The 16925-nt window shown below is 49.4% G+C and carries 14 protein-coding genes; 10 read left to right on the top strand and 4 right to left on the bottom strand.

The window, feature by feature from the left end:
- Nucleotides 1-5 precede the first annotated feature (5 nt).
- The 5 genes from ACOZIO_RS06195 to ACOZIO_RS06175 all read left to right on the top strand — a co-directional run bounded on the left by ACOZIO_RS06195 (nt 6) and on the right by ACOZIO_RS06175 (nt 4012).
- Nucleotides 6-623, top strand: a complete 618-nt coding sequence (locus ACOZIO_RS06195; RefSeq protein WP_129952480.1) for a DMSO/selenate family reductase complex B subunit — start codon at nt 6-8, stop codon at nt 621-623.
- A gap of 1 nt (nt 624) precedes the next feature.
- A complete protein-coding gene (locus ACOZIO_RS06190; RefSeq protein WP_421595101.1) occupies nt 625-1482 on the top strand; it encodes a dimethyl sulfoxide reductase anchor subunit family protein in 858 nt (285 codons plus the stop codon).
- A 70-nt stretch (nt 1483-1552) separates the two neighbouring features.
- The gene (dmsD, locus tag ACOZIO_RS06185; RefSeq protein ID WP_421595099.1) at nt 1553-2161 is read left to right on the top strand and encodes a Tat proofreading chaperone DmsD; all 609 of its coding nucleotides are present in this window, start codon (nt 1553-1555) and stop codon (nt 2159-2161) included.
- Entirely contained in the window at nt 2161-2733 is a 573-nt protein-coding gene (gene napF / locus ACOZIO_RS06180; RefSeq protein ID WP_129991225.1) for a ferredoxin-type protein NapF, read from the top strand. The genes dmsD and napF overlap by 1 nt, the downstream gene beginning before the upstream one ends.
- A gap of 133 nt (nt 2734-2866) precedes the next feature.
- Entirely contained in the window at nt 2867-4012 is a 1146-nt protein-coding gene (locus ACOZIO_RS06175) for an MFS transporter (protein ID WP_129991224.1), read from the top strand.
- Nucleotides 4013-4207: 195 nt separating this feature from the next.
- Here ACOZIO_RS06175 and pflA read toward each other — a convergent pair whose 3' ends face one another.
- The 4 genes from pflA to ycaO form a co-directional block, all read right to left on the bottom strand.
- Nucleotides 4208-4948 (bottom strand): pyruvate formate lyase 1-activating protein, encoded by a 741-nt coding sequence (gene pflA, locus ACOZIO_RS06170; protein WP_015689580.1) that lies wholly within the window; start codon nt 4946-4948, stop codon nt 4208-4210.
- A gap of 271 nt (nt 4949-5219) precedes the next feature.
- A complete protein-coding gene (pflB, locus tag ACOZIO_RS06165) occupies nt 5220-7502 on the bottom strand; it encodes a formate C-acetyltransferase (protein ID WP_129952485.1) in 2283 nt (760 codons plus the stop codon).
- Nucleotides 7503-7577: 75 nt separating this feature from the next.
- Nucleotides 7578-8435, bottom strand: a complete 858-nt coding sequence (focA, locus tag ACOZIO_RS06160) for a formate transporter FocA (protein WP_129952486.1) — start codon at nt 8433-8435, stop codon at nt 7578-7580.
- Nucleotides 8436-8933: 498 nt separating this feature from the next.
- Entirely contained in the window at nt 8934-10697 is a 1764-nt protein-coding gene (gene ycaO / locus ACOZIO_RS06155; protein ID WP_129991195.1) for a 30S ribosomal protein S12 methylthiotransferase accessory factor YcaO, read from the bottom strand.
- Nucleotides 10698-11195: 498 nt separating this feature from the next.
- Here ycaO and serC point away from each other — a divergent pair, with 498 nt between their 5' ends.
- The 5 genes from serC (at nt 11196) to ihfB (ending at nt 16740) form a co-directional block, all read left to right on the top strand.
- Nucleotides 11196-12281, top strand: coding sequence for a 3-phosphoserine/phosphohydroxythreonine transaminase (gene serC, locus ACOZIO_RS06150; protein WP_129952488.1), 1086 nt, complete (start codon nt 11196-11198; stop codon nt 12279-12281).
- Nucleotides 12282-12385: 104 nt separating this feature from the next.
- Nucleotides 12386-13669 carry a 3-phosphoshikimate 1-carboxyvinyltransferase gene (gene aroA, locus ACOZIO_RS06145; protein ID WP_129991273.1) on the top strand — a complete coding sequence of 428 codons (1284 nt, stop codon included), beginning with the start codon at nt 12386-12388 and terminating at the stop codon, nt 13667-13669.
- A 197-nt stretch (nt 13670-13866) separates the two neighbouring features.
- Nucleotides 13867-14565, top strand: a complete 699-nt coding sequence (cmk, locus tag ACOZIO_RS06140) for a (d)CMP kinase (RefSeq protein ID WP_129952489.1) — start codon at nt 13867-13869, stop codon at nt 14563-14565.
- A gap of 156 nt (nt 14566-14721) precedes the next feature.
- Entirely contained in the window at nt 14722-16395 is a 1674-nt protein-coding gene (rpsA, locus tag ACOZIO_RS06135; protein ID WP_095925166.1) for a 30S ribosomal protein S1, read from the top strand.
- A 60-nt stretch (nt 16396-16455) separates the two neighbouring features.
- A complete protein-coding gene (ihfB, locus tag ACOZIO_RS06130) occupies nt 16456-16740 on the top strand; it encodes an integration host factor subunit beta (protein WP_013574835.1) in 285 nt (94 codons plus the stop codon).
- Nucleotides 16741-16925: the final 185 nt, after the last annotated feature.

The raw sequence follows: 16925 nt of genomic DNA, 5'->3' as shown, positions 1-16925 counted from the left end.
AAAACATGACAACTCAATATGGTTTTTATATTGACTCAAGCCGCTGCACAGGATGCAAAACCTGCGAACTGGCCTGTAAAGATTTCAAAAACTTAACGCCGGACGTCAGCTTCCGCCGCGTTTATGAATATGCCGGTGGCGACTGGCAGAAGGACGGCGACGGCTGGCATCAGAATGTCTTTGCGTATTATCTGTCGATTTCCTGCAACCACTGTGCGGATCCTGCCTGTACCAAAGTGTGTCCGAGTGGCGCGATGCATAAGCGTGAAGATGGGTTTGTGGTGGTGAACGAAGACGTTTGCATCGGTTGCCGTTACTGTCACATGGCATGTCCCTACGGTGCGCCACAGTACAACGAAGCCAAAGGTCACATGACCAAATGCGACGGCTGCTATGAGCGCATTGCGGAAGGCAAGAAACCGATTTGTGTGGAGTCCTGCCCGCTGCGTGCGCTGGATATGGCGCCAATTGAAGAACTGCGTGCGAAATACGGTGATCTGGCTGAAGTGGCCCCCTTGCCGGCTTCACATTTCACTCACCCAAATATCGTCATCAAACCCAATGCGAATTGCCGTCCTGTAGGCGATACAACGGGTTATCTGGCTAACCCGAAGGAGGTTTGAGATGGGAAACGGATGGCATGAATGGCCTTTAATGGTCTTTACGGTCCTGGGGCAATGTGTGGTTGGTGCGTTTATCGTGCTGGCCATTGCATTGCTGACTCAACGCAGTCCGGAAGAGTACCGCCGGATCCACTTCTCGATGTTTTTCCTGTGGGTGATGATGGCCGTCGCCTTTATCGCCTCGGTACTGCATCTGGGATCGCCCCTGCGGGCATTCAATTCGCTTAACCGTCTGGGTGCGTCGCCGCTGAGCAATGAAATCGGTAGCGGATCATTCTTCTTTGCCTTAGGCGGGATTTACTGGCTGCTGGCGATGCTCAACAAGATGCCGCGCGCACTGGGTAAAATCTGGTTGATCGTCACCATGCTGGCGGGTATCGGTTTTGTTTACGCGATGTGCCGCGTTTATGAAATTGAGACCGTGCCGACCTGGGATAATGCGTATACCTTTTTCCATTTCGGGCTGACGGTGCTGATCGGTGGTCCGGTTCTGGGTTCTCTGCTGCTTCGTGGTGCGAATATCAATGGTTGCGGGTTGCGCCTGTTGCCTGTTATCAGTCTTGCTGCGCTGGTCGTGAGTATGGCAGTTGTCATGCTGCAAAGCGCAAGTCTGGCAGGCATCAGCAGTTCTGTTCAGGCTGCTGATGCCCTGATCCCGCAATACGGTTCGCTGTCAGTCTGGCGGCTGGTGCTGGTAATTCTCGGTCTCGGCTGTTGGTTCTGCCCGCTGATTATGCGCAAGCGTCCGGCACTGGCATCAATGATTCTGGCGTTCGTGCTGGTATTTGCCGGTGAGCTGATTGGTCGCGCCATATTCTATGGTTTGCATATGACCGTGGGAATGGCCGTCAGCGGCTAATGATCAGTAGTCCGATTTATCAGAGAACGCGTCGCTTGTGGTGGCGTGTTCTCTCTAATCAGAGTGAATTATGTCAGCAGAATCAATCAGTTTAACCGGTAAAATTTTAGGCGCCGTCTTATTTTATCCGCCAGATTCCCGAGAAGTTCAGCCTTTAATTGCATTACTGGAAAACAGCGAATGGGCACCCTTGTGGCCCTGTGCCAGTGAAGATGCCAAAGCGCAGGTCACTGAATATTTCAGCCAGATTGATCTGGCGAAGGAAAGTCTCGGGGACGCCTATCAGCGCCTGTTTGTAGGCCCTTACGCGCTCCCTGCGCCGCCGTGGGGCTCGGTCTATCTGGACAAAGAGTCCGTCGTGTTTGGCGATTCCACACTGGTGCTTCGGCAGTGGATGCGCGAAAACGGCATCGAACCGCACCTGACCCAGGCAGAACCAGAGGATCACATTGGTTTGCTATTGATGATGTCTGCCTGGCTGGCTGAAAACTCTCCGGCATTGTTGAATGAATTTTTAACAATGCATTTGCTGCCTTGGGCAGGTCGTTATCTGGAATTGTTGCGGCAGAAAGCCGAACATCCGTTTTACGTGGGTGTGGCCGTACTGGCTGAATCCACGCTCTGTGGCTGGAAACAGCTGCAGGATCTGGAAGTAAAAGCCGCGGATTTGTATTTCTGATGAGCGATCCACGTGATGCTGGCTTTTACCGGGCCTGGATGAGCAGCAGAACTGTCAGCCGCCGTGGATTATTTCGCGGCCTGCTGTCAACGGGTAAGCAGGCCATTAAACAAGCACAACCCCCTTCAGCAAAGTTGCCGGTGCGCACAGTTGCCCGTCCGCCTCAGGCCGTTGCCGAACCGGCGTTTCTGCAGCAATGTGATGGATGCGGGCACTGCGTACAGGCATGTCCGGTCGGCATTATAAGCGTTCAGGAAAGGGTGGCCTCGCTGGCTATCGATTATGCCGAATGTGATTTTTGCGGGGCCTGCACGCAGGCTTGCGAAAGCGGCGCGCTGGATGAACGTGTCCCGATGGATATCAGTCTGCGTCCGGTAATTTCGGCTCAGTGCCTGGGGCGGTTAGATGATATGTGCAGGATGTGCGAAATTGCGTGTCCCCGCACGGCAATTTTTTTTAATCAACAAAATCAACCTGTGGTTGATGACAAGAAATGTAACGGGTGTGGTAAATGTAAACTCGTTTGTTATCATGGTGATATTGCATTGTCATTAAAGCATCATAATTCTTAATCTCAGGACTTGATTAACGATTTCAATCATCACTCTTCCGTTTGTGCTCAGGCTGGTTTTTGCCGGATTGACTTTTAAACCGCCGGTGGCATGATGCGCGCAATTTCTTCCTCTTTGTGGTCATCACCATCCTATGTCCGCCTATTCCCGTCCTGTTTCTCTGCTCCTGTGCGGACTCCTGCTGTTGACGATTTCTATCGCTGTTTTAAACACGCTGGTCCCCTTGTGGCTCAGTCATGAGCAACTTCCGACCTGGCAGGTCGGGCTGGTTAGTTCATCTTATTTTACCGGGAACCTGTTGGGTACTTTGCTCGCGGGCGGGCTGATTAAACGTATGGGTTTTAACCGCAGTTATTACCTCTCCTGCATTTTGTTTGCTGTTGCGACGGCAGGTCTGGCGCTCTCAATGAGTTTCTGGAGCTGGATAACGGCGCGTTTTGTTGCGGGGATCGGTTGTGCGTTGATCTGGGTTGTGGTGGAAAGTGCGTTGCTACGCAGCGGAACTGTCAAAAATCGCGGCCAGTTGCTGGCGGCGTATATGATCATGTATTACATCGGCACAGTGGTTGGGCAGCTCCTGGTGGGCACAGTGCCCACAGCAATTTTAAGCGTGTTGCCTTGGGTGACGGCGCTGATTGTCATTGCGATGTTGCCGTTGCTGTTGACGCATATTGAAAACCAGGACAGTGAGCAACCGCGTTATGCCGTAATGCCGATGTTCAGACGCAGAAATGCCCGCCTGGGAATTAACGGTTGTATTATTTCCGGCATCGTTCTGGGCTCTCTCTACGGCCTGATGCCGCTGTTCCTGACGCATCAGGGAATGAGTGATGCGGATGTGGGTTACTGGATGGCATTGCTGGTCAGTGCCGGAATTGTCGGGCAGTGGCCGGTGGGACGACTGGCCGATCGCTACGGACGCCTTATGGTACTGCGTATTCAAATCTTCGCCGTTATTCTCGGTAGCATTGCGATGCTCAGTGGTTATGCGATGGCACCGACGCTATTCATTCTGGGATGTGCTGGTTTTACGTTGTATCCGGTTGCCATGTCCTGGGCTTGTGAAAAAGTAAATGCAGAGGAATTAGTAGCGATGAATCAGGCATTACTGATGAGCTACACCATCGGCAGCCTGGCAGGACCAACGATGACTGCGATACTGATGCAAAGTTATTCAGACCGCCTGCTGTTCGTGATGATTGCGGTTGTCTCGCTGGTCTATCTGGCGATGCTGATGCGCAAAGCGGATCATACGCATAACCCGGTTGCTGCCGCCTGATACCCTTCATACTTGAAGCTACAACTGAGTTAGCTACGCTCTGGGACCCGAATCACTGACTTATGTCAGCTCATCGGGATCTCGTCACCTTGTTGCAACTCCAATTATTTTGGGTATGGTTTCATTGAGAATCTTAGTCTCATAAAGCGAAAAAGACGCCAGATGGCGTCTTTTTAATGGGCAGGATATCGGTGTTTAATAAATCACTTTATGCCCGTAGCTGGCCAGAATGTTTTTCACTCTTTCCATGATCTCTTTGGTCGGCGGATTTACGCCATCCAGACCGTATTTCTCACCCATTGCCGTCCATTTGTGTTTACCCAACTCGTGATATGGCAACAGTTCAATCTTCTCGATATTGGTCATATCTTTGGTGAACTCACCCAGTTTATGCGCGGAGTCATCATCATCAGACCAGCCCGGCACGACGACATAACGGATCCAGGTTCGCTGATTACGTTTAGCCAGGTAGCGGGCGAAGTCCAGGGTGCGGTGATTGGAGACACCTACCAGATTCTGGTGAATATCGTCGTTCATCTGTTTTAGATCAAGCATGACAAGATCAGACACATCCAGTAATTCGTCGATCACCGGATCATAACGACGAACAAAACCGTTGGTATCCAGACAGGTATTAATCCCTTCTTTCTGGCAGGCGCGGAACCAGTCACGCACAAATTCAGCCTGCAGTATGGCCTCGCCACCGGAGGCTGTTACGCCGCCACCGGAAGCATTCATAAAATGACGATATGTGACGACTTCTTTCATCAAGTCATCGACATTGATCTCTTTCCCGCCATGTGTGTCCCAGGTATCGCGGTTATGGCAATACATGCAACGCATCAGGCAACCCTGGAAAAAAACAATGAAACGGATACCTGGGCCGTCAACGGTGCCACAGGATTCATATGAGTGGATGCGACCTTGAACTGACATTGCGGGTTATTCTCCATATTGACCAATGAATAGCAGTCTACGTGTGCGGATGCTGGCCTGGCAGAGATAAACTGGAAACAACAGGTTTATGATACCAGACAATCATTAAGGTTGATTGTCAGCAATGGCGATACTGCTTTGCCAGAAGTCCACAACGTATAGCGCTCTGGCAAAACAGACTGTCGTGCAGACAGTGCAGGGCAGGGAGAGATGAAACAAAGGCTCCACATTGTGGAGCCTTTTTATCAGACCAGATTACAAGGCTGAGTTATTACAGAGACTTGGTGAAAGTACGGGTAATAACGTCTTGTTGCTGTTCTTTAGTCAGTGAGTTGAAACGTACCGCATAACCGGAAACACGGATGGTCAACTGAGGATAGTTTTCAGGATGTTCCATCGCATCTAACAGCATTTCACGGTTCATCACGTTCACGTTCAGGTGTTGACCACCTTCAATGGACGCTTCGTGGTGGAAGTAACCATCCATCAGACCCGCGAGGTTTGCTTTACGTACATCATCGTCTTTACCCAGCGCGTTTGGAACGATAGAGAAGGTATAAGAAATACCATCTTTCGCGTAAGCAAACGGCAGTTTAGCAACGGAAGTCAGAGAGGCAACCGCACCTTTCTGGTCACGACCGTGCATTGGGTTAGCGCCAGGGCCGAATGGAGCACCAGCACGACGACCGTCCGGAGTGTTACCTGTTTTCTTACCATAAACCACGTTAGAGGTGATGGTCAGAACGGACTGAGTGGCTACAGCGCCACGGTAGGTACGCAGTTTCTGAATTTTCTTCATGAAACGTTCTACCAGGTCGCAGGCGATGTCATCTACGCGAGAATCGTTATTACCGAACTGCGGGTATTCGCCTTCAATCTTGAAGTCTATCGCCAGGCCGTCTTCATCACGGATAGTGCTAACTTTTGCGTATTTGATAGCGGACAGGGAGTCAGCAGCAACTGACAGACCTGCGATACCACACGCCATGGTGCGATAAACGTCACGGTCATGCAGAGCCATCAGCGATGCTTCGTAGCTGTATTTGTCATGCATGTAGTGAATGATGTTCAGCGCAGTCACGTACTGTTTAGCCAACCAGTCCATGAAGTGATCCATGCGGTCCATGACTTTATCGAAGGTCAGGACTTCATCCATCATTGGTGCTTCTTTAGGACCCACCTGGATTTTCATTTTTTCATCAACGCCGCCGTTGATTGCGTACAACATGGTTTTCGCCAGGTTTGCACGAGCGCCGAAGAACTGCATTTGTTTACCCACAACCATCGGGCTCACACAACAAGCGATGGCATAGTCATCGTTGTTGAAGTCAGGACGCATCAGGTCATCGTTCTCATACTGTACAGATGAGGTATCGATAGACACTTTCGCTGCGTACTTTTTGAAGTTCATTGGCAGTTTTTCAGACCACAGAATGGTCATGTTCGGCTCTGGTGAAGGCCCCATAGTGTACAGGGTATTCAGGAAGCGGAAGCTGCTTTTGGTCACCAGAGTACGGCCGTCAACGCCCATACCTGCCAGAGATTCAGTTGCCCAGATTGGGTCACCGGAGAACAGTTCATCATACTCAGGGGTACGCAGGAAACGAACCATACGCAGTTTCATTACCAGATGGTCAATCAGTTCCTGAGCTTGTTCTTCAGTCAGTTTGCCTGCTTTGATATCACGTTCGATGAACACGTCAAGGAAAGTAGATACGCGGCCAAAGGACATTGCAGCGCCATTCTGAGATTTAACTGCAGCCAGGTAGCCGAAGTAAGTCCACTGTACAGCTTCTTGTGCGTTGGTCGCAGGACCAGAAATGTCACAACCGTATTTAGCAGCCATTTCTTTAATCTGGCCCAGAGCACGGTGTTGTTCAGAGATTTCTTCACGCAGCTGGATGGTCATTTCCAGGTTTACGCCATTTTCCAGATCACTTTGCAGAGACTGGAACTGTGCATATTTGTCGGCCATCAGGAAGTCGATACCGTACAATGCAACACGACGGTAGTCACCGATGATACGGCCACGACCGTAGGCATCTGGCAGACCGGTCAGAACACCTGATTTGCGGCAGTTCAGGATGTCTTTAGTGTAAACATCGAAAACGCCCTGGTTGTGGGTTTTGCGGTAATCAGTGAAGACTTTTTTCAGTGCTGGATCCAGTTCACGACCATAAACTTTACATGAACCTTCCACCATTTTGATGCCGCCGAATGGGATCAGGGCACGTTTCAATGGCGCGTCAGTTTGCAGGCCAACGATTGTTTCCAATGATTTGTTGATGTAGCCGGCATCGTGAGAAGTGATGGTAGAGGCAACGTCGGTATCGAAATCTACTGGAGCTTTAGTGCGGTTCTCCAGTTTGATGCCATCCATTACTTTATCCCACAGGGTGGTTGTCGCTTGGGTAGCGCCAGCCAGGAAGGACTCATCACCTTCATACGGTGTGTAGTTCTTCTGAATGAAGTCACGGACGTTTACGCCATTCTGCCATTCACCAGCACTAAAACCCTGCCATGCGTTGGTCAATTTTTCATTGAGCTTGGACATTTTGCACCTACCTTCTAATTTGGATTTTTTTAAAAATCACGTGTAAAACTGTCGTAACAAGACTGCCACATTGGTTCAGTGGTGTTTCTCATCGCGAAGATATATGACCCAGTACGTTAACCCTACCAGCAAACCCCCTCCGAGGATGTTACCGATAGTCACAGGGATGAGGTTGTCGATGATAAAGTTAGTGATATTCAGTTCTGCAAATTGTGCCGGTGTGGTCCCGACAGCCTGCCAGAATTCTGGTGTCGCAAAATTTTTCACTACAATGCCTAAAGGGATCATGAACATGTTAGCAATGCTATGTTCAAAACCGCTGGCGACGAACATGCCGACCGGTAAAATCATTGCGAACATTTTATCCATCAGACTGCGGCCGGAGTAACTCATCCATACCGCCAGGCAAACCATCAGGTTAGCAAGGATCCCCAGACATACGGCTTCGATAAATGTGTGATGCATTTTATGATCAGCAGTTTGCAGAACGTTCAGTCCCCACAAACCGTTATCAACCATGTATTCGCCGGAGAACCAAATCAGCGCGACAAAGAATAAACAGCCGACCAGGTTACCCACATAGACGTTGACCCAGTTACGCGCCAATTGCCCCCAGGTGATACGACCGCTGGCTTTCGCTATGACGATAAGTACAGTGGACGTGAACAGGTCCGCGCCGCATACGACCACCAGCATCAAACCCAGAGAGAAGCAGATGCCCCCGACCAGTTTTGCAAGACCATAAGGAACGGTACCGGTGCCAGTTGTGGCGGTGATATAAAAAGCAAAGGCTATAGAAATAAAGACGCCAGCAGTAATGGCTAAAAAGAATGTTTTTAACGGCTGTTTGGTGGCTTTATAAACGCCAGCATCTTCAGCAACTTTCGCTGTAGCGGCGGGTAAAATGAGATCGAAGGGGTTGTCAGCTTTCACATTAACTCTCTTATTCAGGGCTATGCACTGCGCAACGAGATACTAGCAAAGCAGTATAACGTAAAAATTGATGTGGATCATACGAGGGGGTTTTTGGTGGTTTGTAATGAACGACTAAAGGGGTGGTTTAAGAGGTAACCTTTTGAAAAATAATCGGTAAAAAGATTTTAATTTTTGCAAATAAAGTTGATGCGGCCAGAATTTATTTTCAACTTTGAGTTAATATAATGAATTCAGTGTTAATAAATATCATTATTTTTATTTTATAAATTTTACTTTCCTTTAACTTATAAAAATAAGTGTCCTATTTTTACCGTGAAAAAGACAGGCGGGTATTATTTTGCGCAGAATTACACGTCATTTTAGTGGCCGAGTCAAACTTTTGTGCATAAATAGAACAGCAAAAGTTTAGGGTTTTTAGTGAACGGATACTGGCTCTATAAATAAAAAACCGGCAGTAAATCCTGCCGGTTTTAAAGGATTCATCGTGTCAGTGGATCAGGCTTTCGACCAGTGGCGACGTTTGGCGACTTGCAGCTTTTCATATGCGCCAAGCAGCGCCTGATGGGCAGATAATGCTTTCAACTCAGGGTCGACAGCAAACAAACTGTGGAAACGGACTTCTCCACTGATAGCCGCTGAAGCATCCTCAACCGCTTTCTGACCATACATTTTCACGAAAGCGTTATAGTACTGAGCCGGCTCGCGTTCTGCTTCCAGAGAGAGTTGCAGCAGGGTTTGCAGGCAGCGGTAATAATTGTTGCGCTCATCGCTGTAAACAGAAGAGTTGAACTCATGCGACCATTCAGCCCACGTCAGCGCCTGATCCAAATCACCACCGGCCAGTGCCAACATAGATTTCAGCTCACCGACACGTAAGGTGTACCAGCCGTTGTCTTTGCCGCTGGCGATACCCAGCAGCTCACGAACACGGGTAAAATCATCCAGACCTTCATCATCAAGCTGTGTGATCATCTCAAGATAGGTTTCTTTTGGCAGATCACTGTCTGGTAACGCCAGCAGTTGATCACGCAGATGCGCACCCATGCTGTTATTTGCCAGCAGTAAATCTTCAGCAGGATAAATGTCAGACATGCCCGGAACGATAATACGGCAGGCATAAACATCCAGATGCTCGTAATCGGCGATATACACTTCAGCATCTTCTTTATCGAAGATAGCCATGAGGGTCGCAAATTCTTCTTCAGTGGTACCGCTGAAGCTCCAGTCAGCAAACGGATAGTCGGCGTCCTGCTTGAACATATCCCACGAAATCAGACCGCTTGAATCGATGAAATGGGTTTCAAGGTTGGCATGTTCGGCAACTTCTTCATCGTCGAAAGTCGGTGCGGTGAACACATCTAGATCTTTCAGGCTGCGGCCCTGCAGCAGCTCAGTCACCGTACGTTCCAGTGCTACGCCAAAATCAGGGTGTGCGCCAAAGGAGGCGAAACAGGTGCCGTTAGCCGGATTGAACAGAACCACACAAATGACCGGATAGTTGCCGCCCAGCGAGGCGTCATAAGAAAGGATAGGGAAACCTTCTTCTTCCAGTTTTGCGATGGCTTCAACCACACCAGGATAGCGCGCCAGAACCTCCGAAGGGATTTCAGGCAGACTAATTGATTCAGCAATAATACGGTTTTTCACATAACGCTCGAAGACTTCTGACAGCCCCTGTACCCGAGCTTCATTGGCAGTGTTGCCTGCTGACATGCCGTTGGAAACGTAGAGATTACCGATGATATTCATTGGAATATAAACAGTTTGCAGATCTGACTGACGGGTAAACGGCAGGGCACAAATACCACGGTCAGGATTGCCGGATTGCAGGTCGATCAGATCACTGGCCACCAGTTCTTTATCGGCATCATAAAATGCATGCAGGCGCTCATCCAGAATACCCACCGGCAGGCTGTCGTCTTCCGGAAGCGGGAACCACTTCTCGTTCGGATAATGAACGAAATCACCCTTAGCGATTTCTTTGCCCAGATAGAAATCCGCGAAGAAATAGTTAGTCGACAGACGCTCAAAGTATTCACCCAAAGCAGAAGCCAGTGCGGCTTTCTTGCTGGCACCTTTACCGTTGGTGAAACACAGCGGACAGTCGCGATCGCGAATGTGCACTGACCAGACGTGGGGAACCGGATTCAGCCACGAAGCTTCTTCGATATTAAAGCCAAGATCGGTGAGTTTTTGTTGGAAGCGGGAAATGGAGTCTTCCAGCGCCGCGTCTTTACCAGGAATAAAAGTTTGGGTCATTGAGTTCACTTTTGAGCGTGCTAAAAACGCGCAATGATACGGGGTTTTGCGCATGAGCTCCATGTATTCGTGTTAAGAATGTAATCGCGTTGTAACGCGCTTAGCTTATCGGCGAATCTGGTAACCACTGGCGGATCTCTGCTTCAGACAGCATGAAGATGTAGGACCGGGGAGGTCGGCAGGTATAATGGTTAGAGGACGCTTATGCTCACGATGCCTGTCATCGGTGTAGCCTGATTAAATCCTTCAAAGTCGGTGTAAAAGCTGCTTATTCAAGGTGCCAGAATATCACCTGGGTGAGGGCGCTGAGCACGGTGCGGGTGTGAACAGATAATCCTGTAAAATCAGCTTTCCAGGGAGGAATGAACCTTGTGACCAACTTCTCATCGCTGTTTATCAGTTCATGATCAATAACCGTTGCAGACTGCTTGTCCCGGATGATAAAACCGTTAAATTAATGATTACTATGTGGCTGTCTCAGAGAAGTGGTGAGGGGAAATGACTCAGGTTTATAATTTTAGTGCAGGCCCGGCAATGATCCCGGCTGAAGTGTTGCGTCGTGCAGAACAGGAACTTTGTAACTGGCACGGACTGGGTACCTCGGTGATGGAAATCAGTCACCGCAGCAAAGAATTTATCCAGGTGGCTGAAGAATCCGAAAAGGATATCCGTGACCTGCTGAATATTCCCTCGAACTATAAAGTGCTGTTCTGTCATGGTGGCGCACGTGCGCAATTTGCCGCAGTACCTATGAACCTTTTGGGCGATAAATCCTCCGCTGACTATATCGACGGTGGTTACTGGGCACACAGCGCAGTCAAAGAAGCGCAAAAATATTGCACGCCTAACGTGATTGACGTTAACGCCACGATCGATGGCAAACGTGGCATTTTGCCAATGAGCGAATGGAAACTGAGTGCAGATTCTGCCTACGTTCATTACTGTCCGAATGAAACCATTGATGGTATCGCTATCGATGAAATGCCTGATTTTGGTGACAAAATCGTGGTAGCCGATTATTCATCCTGCATCCTCTCCCGCCCGATTGATGTCAGCCGCTTTGGGGTAATTTATGCCGGTGCGCAGAAAAATATCGGTCCTGCGGGGCTGACCCTGGTTATCGTCCGCGAAGATCTGTTGGGTAAAGCGCGCACAGAATTGCCTTCTATCCTCGATTATACCGTTCTGGCTGAGAACGATTCTATGTTCAATACTCCGCCAACGTTCGCGTGGTATTTGTCAGGCATGGTGTTCAAATGGTTGAAAGAACAGGGTGGCCTGCGTGAGATGGAAAAACGCAACCGCGCAAAAGCCGAACTGTTGTATGGCGCCATTGACCATACCGGTTTCTATCGCAACCCTGTCGCCGATGCGAACCGTTCGTGGATGAACGTTCCTTTCCAGATGGCGGACGCCTCTCTGGATAAACTGTTCCTTGATCAGGCGCAGGAAGCGGGTCTGCATGCATTAAAAGGCCATCGTGTGGCTGGTGGTATGCGCGCATCTATTTATAATGCGATGCCTGTTGAAGGCGTAAAAGCACTGACCGACTTTATGGCTGAATTCGAAAAACGTCACGGTTAAGTGTGCTGGCTTCCGGGCCCGCAGAATGCTTGAGTAAGAAGCCTTAAAAATGACCCCGGCCCAATGTCCGGGGTCATTTTATGAAAAAAAGAATTGGAGAAAGCGTGGAATCCCTGACATTACAACCTGTTGCGCTGATTAACGGCAGCATCAATTTACCGGGCTCAAAAAGTGTTTCTAATCGCGCACTTTTGCTGGCTGCTTTTGCACAGGGCACTACCCGCCTGACTAACCTGCTCGACAGCGACGATGTGCGCCATATGCTGACAGCACTGACTCAGTTGGGCGTCACGCATCATTTATCTGCGTCCAGGACAGAGTGTGAAATCGAAGGTCTGGGCACGGCTTTTTCCAATGCTAAAGGTCTGGAGCTGTTTCTGGGGAATGCCGGTACCGCTATGCGTCCGCTGGCTGCGGCGTTGTGCCTGGGTGAGCAGGATGTGGTGCTGACCGGTGAGCCGCGCATGAAAGAGCGTCCGATCGGGCATCTGGTCGATGCGCTTCGTCAGGGCGGTGCACAGATTGATTACCTTGAGCAGGAAAACTATCCGCCTCTTCGCCTGCGCGGTGGCTTTAGTGGTGGTGACGTCAGTGTCGACGGCAGCGTTTCAAGCCAGTTCCTGACGGCGCTGTTGATGACAGCCCCGCTGGCAGGTAACGACACTACCATTCAGATTAAAGGTGAACTGGTTTCCAAACCTTATATCGATATCACGCTGAACCTGATGAAAACCTTTGGTATTGACGTCGAAAATCACGGGTACCAGAAATTCAGCATCAAAGGCCGTCAGCAGTATGTGTCTCCGGGGTCCTATCTGGTCGAAGGCGATGCGTCTTCTGCGTCCTATTTTCTGGCCGCTGCGGCGATTAAGGGCGGTACGGTTCGCGTGACCGGAATCGGCAAAAACAGTATGCAGGGCGATATTCGTTTTGCAGATGTACTGGAAAAAATGGGTGCGACTATCCACTGGGCTGAGGATTATATCGAATGTACCCGCGGTGAACTTAAAGGCATTGATATGGATATGAACCATATTCCGGATGCAGCAATGACCATTGCTACTGCGGCGTTGTTTGCCGAAGGTCCGACGACGCTACGTAATATTTATAACTGGCGTGTTAAAGAGACTGATCGACTGACGGCGATGGCGACTGAGTTGCGTAAGGTCGGAGCAACAGTGGAAGAGGGCGAAGATTACATTCGCATTGATCCGCCTCATTCGCTGAGGTCTGCCGACATTGGCACCTATAATGATCACCGGATGGCGATGTGTTTTTCTCTGGTGGCCTTATCCGATACGCCGGTGACCATTCTTGATCCGAAGTGTACCGCGAAAACGTTCCCTGACTATTTTGAACGTCTGGCAGCAATCAGCACACTGGCATAACTTTTCACGAGGTTGCCCTTGTATAAACGGACATCCAGGATGTCCGTTTTTTTATTTTTCAGGCTCAGAACCGTCCGCTTTTTAGGCAACTGAAAAATGTGGGGTAACAGTTGCAGCAAAGGCAGCGTATAATGCCGCTCCTGAATTAGTCCTGTGAGACTAATGAAGCGGGTATCCCCCACCGAAAGGAGACAAAAATGACGGCTTTAGCCCCGGTAATCACCGTTGATGGGCCAAGTGGTGCAGGCAAAGGTACGTTGTGTAAAGCGCTTGCCGAGGCCTTTAACTGGCATCTGCTGGATTCCGGCGCGATTTACCGCGTTTTGGCGCTGGCAGCTTTGCATCATCAGGTTGATATTGTCTCAGAAGAGGCGTTAGTTCCGCTTGCCGCACATCTCGACGTTCGTTTTGTGGCTCAGGACGGGCAATTGCACGTTATTTTAGAAGGTGAGGATGTTACCAATGAAATCCGCACCGAAACGGTAGGCAATACTGCGTCTCAGGCGGCGGCGTTCCCCCGTGTTCGTGAGGCATTATTGCGCAGGCAGCGCGCATTTCGCGATGCGCCGGGTCTGATTGCTGATGGCCGCGATATGGGTACGGTGGTTTTCCCTGATGCACCGGTGAAGATATTTCTGGATGCCAGTTCGGAAGAACGTGCAAACAGAAGAATGCTACAGTTGCAGGAAAAAGGCTTTAGTGTTAACTTTGAACGGCTTTTAGCCGAGATCAAAGAACGCGATGACCGTGATCGTAACAGGCCTATCGCGCCTTTAGTGGCTGCTTCCGATGCACTGTTGCTGGATTCAACCAGTATGTCTATCGACGAAGTCATCGAAAAAGCACTGGCTTATGCCACAGAAATTCTAGGATTACCGCAAAAACAAACCCGGTAATCTGGCCTTAATCTGGTGCTGAAGAATATTCAGTGCCGGTTTTGGCTATAGTTTTTTTTAACCTCGCCGCAAGGATCTGTAGCGGGGCATTTGAAACAACCCCATCCAGCAGGACGCCAGATGGACGTTAAACTTAAGAACCTAAAGATTATCAACATGACTGAATCTTTTGCTCAACTCTTTGAAGAATCCTTAAAAACAATCGAAACCCGTCCTGGTTCCATCGTTCGTGGTGTTGTTGTGTCTATCGACAAAGATATCGTACTGGTTGACGCCGGTCTGAAATCTGAGTCTGCAATCCCGGCAGAACAATTCAAAAACGCACAGGGCGAACTGGAAATCCAGGTTGGCGACGAAGTTGATGTTGCGCTGGACGCTGTTGAAGACGGCTTCGGTGAAACTCTGCTGTCCCGTGAAAAAGCTAAACGTCATGAAGCTTGGATCACGCTGGAAAAAGCTTACGAAGAATCTGCAACTGTTACCGGTGTTATCAACGGTAAAGTTAAAGGCGGTTTCACTGTTGAGCTGAACGGTATCCGTGCGTTCCTGCCAGGTTCACTGGTAGACGTTCGTCCTGTTCGCGACACGCTGCATCTCGAAGGCAAAGATCTTGAGTTCAAAGTCATCAAACTGGACCAGAAACGCAACAACGTTGTTGTTTCCCGTCGTGCAGTAATTGAGTCTGAGAACAGCGCAGAGCGCGATCAACTGCTGGAAAACCTGCAGGAAGGCATGGAAGTTAAAGGTATCGTTAAGAACCTCACTGACTACGGTGCATTCGTTGATCTGGGCGGCGTTGATGGCCTGCTGCACATCACTGACATGGCTTGGAAACGTGTTAAACACCCAAGCGAAATTGTTAATGTTGGCGATGAAATCACTGTTAAAGTTCTTAAATTTGACCGTGAGCGTACCCGTGTATCACTGGGTCTGAAACAACTGGGCGAAGATCCTTGGGTCGCTATCGCTAAACGTTACCCAGAAGGTACTAAACTGACGGGTCGCGTGACTAACCTGACTGATTACGGCTGCTTCGTAGAAATCGAAGAAGGCGTTGAAGGTCTGGTTCACGTTTCTGAAATGGACTGGACTAACAAAAATATCCACCCATCTAAAGTGGTTAACGTGGGCGATGTTGTTGAAGTTATGGTTCTGGATATCGACGAAGAACGTCGTCGTATCTCCCTGGGCCTGAAACAATGCAAAAACAACCCATGGCAGCAATTCGCAGAGACCCACAACAAGAACGACCGTGTTGAAGGTAAAATCAAGTCAATCACTGACTTCGGTATCTTCATTGGTCTGGATGGCGGCATCGACGGCCTGGTTCACCTGTCTGACATCTCCTGGAACGTTGCAGGCGAAGAAGCAGTACGTGAATACAAAAAAGGCGACGAAATCGCAGCTGTGGTTCTGCAAGTTGATGCAGAACGTGAACGTATCTCCCTGGGCGTGAAGCAACTGGCTGAAGATCCATTCAATAACTACCTGTCTGTTAACAAGAAAGGTACTATTGTTACTGGTAAAGTCACAGCAGTTGACGCCAAAGGTGCTACAGTTGAATTAGCTGGCGGCGTAGAAGGTTACCTGCGCGCTTCAGAAGCTTCTCGCGACCGTATTGAAGACGCAACTCTGGTTCTGAGCGTTGGTGATGAAGTTGAAGCTAAATTCACCGGTGTTGATCGTAAGAACCGCGTAGTAAGCCTGTCCGTTCGTGCTAAGGACGAAGCAGACGAGAAAGATGCAATCGCTGTTGTTAACAACAAACCAGACGAAAGCAACTTCTCTAACGCTATGGCTGAAGCGTTCAAAGCGGCAAAAGGCGAGTAATGACGGGGGGCGGCTCAGTCGCCCCGAAACGGTAGTTTAGCTGCAAAGCTTGGAGGTAATATGACCAAGTCTGAACTTATTGAAAGACTTGCTGGCCAGCACTCTCATATCCCGGCGAAAGCTGTTGAGGATGCAGTGAAAGAGATGCTTGAGCATATGGCTGCAACCTTGGCTGATGGTGAACGCATCGAAATCCGTGGGTTTGGCAGTTTTTCTCTTCACTACCGTGCTCCGCGTGTTGGGCGCAACCCTAAAACTGGCGATAAAGTCGAGCTGGACGGCAAGTATGTTCCTCACTTTAAACCAGGTAAAGAGTTGCGCGACCGCGCGAATATTTACGGCTAAGGCTTGCGCCTGGACGTAAATGTCTGCCTATAGCGAACGTAAAACGGTACCTTTCCAGGTGCCGTTTTTTTTGCCTTACGACTAATGAATTGATCTCTCTTTCAATTCTGATCACAAAATATTTGCGTAACGTCTCCCAGCGTTTCGGTCTCCTGCTTGTCTCTTCTTCGCGTGAAAACCATACT

Origin of the sequence: Rahnella sp. PD4, assembly GCF_049199325.1 — a bacterium.
Taxonomy (GTDB): domain Bacteria; phylum Pseudomonadota; class Gammaproteobacteria; order Enterobacterales; family Enterobacteriaceae; genus Rahnella; species Rahnella perminowiae.
This window is presented reverse-complemented; position numbering and strand designations above follow the sequence as displayed.

Excerpts from the sequence above, each read along its gene's own strand:
- serC (WP_129952488.1), top strand. The coding sequence starts at position 11,196 with ATGACTCAGGTTTATAATTTTAGTGCAGGCCCGGCAATGATCCCGGCT.
- pflB (WP_129952485.1), bottom strand. The coding sequence starts at position 7,502 with ATGTCCAAGCTCAATGAAAAATTGACCAACGCATGGCAGGGTTTTAGT.
- pflA (WP_015689580.1), bottom strand. The coding sequence starts at position 4,948 with ATGTCAGTTCAAGGTCGCATCCACTCATATGAATCCTGTGGCACCGTT.
- cmk (WP_129952489.1), top strand. The coding sequence starts at position 13,867 with ATGACGGCTTTAGCCCCGGTAATCACCGTTGATGGGCCAAGTGGTGCA.
- ACOZIO_RS06175 (WP_129991224.1), top strand. The coding sequence starts at position 2,867 with ATGTCCGCCTATTCCCGTCCTGTTTCTCTGCTCCTGTGCGGACTCCTG.
- napF (WP_129991225.1), top strand. The coding sequence starts at position 2,161 with ATGAGCGATCCACGTGATGCTGGCTTTTACCGGGCCTGGATGAGCAGC.
- ihfB (WP_013574835.1), top strand. The coding sequence starts at position 16,456 with ATGACCAAGTCTGAACTTATTGAAAGACTTGCTGGCCAGCACTCTCAT.
- dmsD (WP_421595099.1), top strand. The coding sequence starts at position 1,553 with ATGTCAGCAGAATCAATCAGTTTAACCGGTAAAATTTTAGGCGCCGTC.
- ycaO (WP_129991195.1), bottom strand. The coding sequence starts at position 10,697 with ATGACCCAAACTTTTATTCCTGGTAAAGACGCGGCGCTGGAAGACTCC.
- ACOZIO_RS06195 (WP_129952480.1), top strand. The coding sequence starts at position 6 with ATGACAACTCAATATGGTTTTTATATTGACTCAAGCCGCTGCACAGGA.
- ACOZIO_RS06190 (WP_421595101.1), top strand. The coding sequence starts at position 625 with ATGGGAAACGGATGGCATGAATGGCCTTTAATGGTCTTTACGGTCCTG.
- rpsA (WP_095925166.1), top strand. The coding sequence starts at position 14,722 with ATGACTGAATCTTTTGCTCAACTCTTTGAAGAATCCTTAAAAACAATC.